Annotated in this window: 3 protein-coding genes; all 3 read right to left on the bottom strand. The window is 49.0% G+C overall.

Features of this window, described 5'->3' with window-relative positions; translation table 11 throughout:
- The coding region (locus tag ACRC27_RS00455) for a hypothetical protein (protein ID WP_438638818.1) at nt 1-208 on the bottom strand (208 nt) is incomplete at its 3' end.
- Between the two features lie 13 nt (nt 209-221).
- The gene (locus ACRC27_RS00460) at nt 222-1,112 is read right to left on the bottom strand and encodes a BadF/BadG/BcrA/BcrD ATPase family protein (protein WP_438638820.1); all 891 of its coding nucleotides are present in this window, start codon (nt 1,110-1,112) and stop codon (nt 222-224) included.
- The coding region (locus tag ACRC27_RS00465) for a glycoside hydrolase family 9 protein (RefSeq protein WP_438638822.1) at nt 1,105-1,954 on the bottom strand (850 nt) is incomplete at its 5' end. The genes ACRC27_RS00465 and ACRC27_RS00460, both read right to left, overlap by 8 nt.

Raw genomic sequence — 1,954 nt, forward strand, 5'->3', positions numbered from 1 at the left:
GTAGATTACCGTTGGGAGTAAAGCGACAAAAACTGCCTATTTGCTCGATCTTTCCAGACTGCACGGTAGCAGGGTTGATTAAACGGCAAATAGAAAAGCAACAGATCCAATCTGTTATGGGATGTTCTGAGTGATTGAGGATAGTGGCCCTAAACCCGCAATAGGGCGGGTTTACGTGAACAGTAGCAAGCTCAAGTTGTAAATTCATGATAAATACCGTCTTAGTTCGACATAATTGTCGATTGCGCTAAATGTTGCTGTGCATACAGAATTGCGCCATCAATGGCATCTTGTTTTGGTGTCTGTAAGCGTGCCTGATAGCTTGATTGCAACCACGGTTGAATGTATTTACCGATGCTGCCCATCAGTGCCACGTTGTCGGCCCCTTTTTTGTGCAGAGCATCGAGTAACATTTCAATATCACGGGCTGTACTGTTAAGTAGCTGATGGGCCAGATAATCACCTTGTGCGGCAAACTGGAAAATCATTGGTGAGAATGCGGCATAGTCACGTGGCCTAGCCGTTTTTGACCAGCTGACGATGCTGTCAATGTCGAGATCAAACTGGCTAAAAATGGCTTCGGCAAGTGTTGAAGCGGCGGTAATTCCCTCAATAGAAAGCAGGGCTTGTTGGATACAGGCTAAACCAAGACGTGCGCCACTTCCCTGATCAGAGATGGGGAACTCATGTCCACCGAGAGTGGTTATTTGGTGGTGTTGATAAATCAAGCCACAAGAGCCGGTTCCGGCAATCAGCACTGCACCATCATTGCCACCCCAAGCACCTAAACAGGCCGCCAGAGCATCGGTAATCAGCACTTGGCGTGCGTATGAAGTTGGCAGGCGGTTGAAGGTGTCTTGTGCTGATTTGTGTTCCGCACCTGCCAGCGCAAAGCAAACATGCATACGTTGGTAGTCACGCACGGAGAGTCCAGCTTGCTGGGTGGCATCGCCAATGGCGTGCTGAACAGATTGCATTGCAATTTCAGCACCCAGAAGAATATTGGCGCTGCCTGCATGGCCTTCGCCCAATGTATTTCCCTGCTGATCACGGATCCGTGCACGGCAACTGGTACCGCCACCATCTACGCCGACAAACAAAATATCAGACATGCGAAGACTCCTTAAACATTACGGTGATAGCAAAGAGATACCAGCTTGCATGGGGGATCCACTGTTCGCCCCAGCGCCAGTTTTGCATGATATCGTCAGCATAAGCGGCAGGTTTAAAATCGAGATCCGCTTCATCCTCAAACCCTGCAGTGATCCCATTGCAGACGCCCCCTTTGGCACTTGGGTAGGCATCAAGATAGGTTGGGTTGTTGTGGCCAGCCCCCTCTAACATGCAGATATCAAAAGGGTTTAATCCTAAAATCCAATCTAACGCATGGGTCGCATAGTGTTTAATTGCATGCGTCAGTTGCGGGTTGCTCTCAGTATTGAGATAAGGGCGGGCGAGCATAGCCATACAACTTAATGAGCCTAAACGGGCATTTTCGCCCTGCCACCAATAACCACTTTCATTATCGTGCGGGATAAAAAAGCTGCTGCGTTTGGCGCTCTGAACCCCTTTTACATATTGGCGCGGGTAACCAAATGGGTTAAAAATTTGCTGTGTTAATGCCAGTTCGCTCTGTATTGCTTGTTCGATGACTTGTTGTAACTGAACGGTTTGAGCTGGTAATGCGCTGTGCTGTAAATGGTAAGTGAGAGCAATAACCGGTAGACCAGCATCAGAGGCGTGATAAAACGGCCGCTCACCGAGCTCGTCAGAAGACCAAAAGTGAGATTGAAGGTGATCGCTTTTTTGTCGGGCAGACAAACGCTCGGCCCAGTAATGGCACTCTTGCTGTATGCGTTGATCGCGTGTTGCTCGGTAGAGTGCGGTGGCTGCCAGTAGTGCACAATACTCATCAATGATGTTCTCTTGCCCATCATCAAGATAGCGGGTGTTG

Source organism: Plesiomonas sp., from assembly GCF_051650925.1.
In the GTDB taxonomy this organism is placed as follows: Bacteria; Pseudomonadota; Gammaproteobacteria; order Enterobacterales; family CAMTGL01; genus Plesiomonas.